At 45.3% G+C, this 539-nt stretch carries 1 protein-coding gene; it reads right to left on the reverse strand.

Features of this window, described 5'->3' with window-relative positions:
• Positions 1-479: phage major tail tube protein (locus ACFIJJ_RS10155; RefSeq protein ID WP_375646865.1), on the reverse strand; the 479-nt coding region annotated here is incomplete at its 3' end.
• Positions 480-539: the final 60 nt, after the last annotated feature.

Genomic DNA, 539 nt, shown 5'->3' on the forward strand with positions numbered 1-539 from the left:
TGCCCATTGCGGACAAGCCAGCCGCCCCGTTTAAAAGAAAAGCGGTGCAAAACAGAACCATCCCAAAATTCCGTATAGTCCCAAATATTTTTGATCTCGCAATCATAGCCTGTCGCTTTTCCAGCCGTTAAGCCTTCGCTATCAACTTTGACCAACCGCCCTGTCACATCAATGGAATGTTCATGCTCACGCCCATCTTCTTCAGAGATCACATGTTTTTTGCCTGTGAATTTATGACGAAGCCCAGGAGGACCACCAAAAATACCGATGACCTCAGGGGTATGGCTGCGGATTTTCATTTGCAAGCCAAGGGCTTTGACACCAAGACCGCTCACATCAATCTGCATATCAGAGCCCCCTGGTTGATAGGTTTCAGTGATTTCTTCCAACGTAGGTAATTTGAGGGTTTCAAGATCAAGGTGAAGATTCACATCATCATCAACAATCAGCGTAAAACCGCGTACAATGCGTAAAGTCATGCTTTAACTCCTTGCTGCTTTGCGATAAGTTTCAAGCGTATCGCCAAATTGATAAGTCAT

This window comes from Bartonella sp. TT29SHDZB (genome assembly GCF_042193395.1).
In the GTDB taxonomy this organism is placed as follows: Bacteria; Pseudomonadota; Alphaproteobacteria; order Rhizobiales; family Rhizobiaceae; genus Bartonella.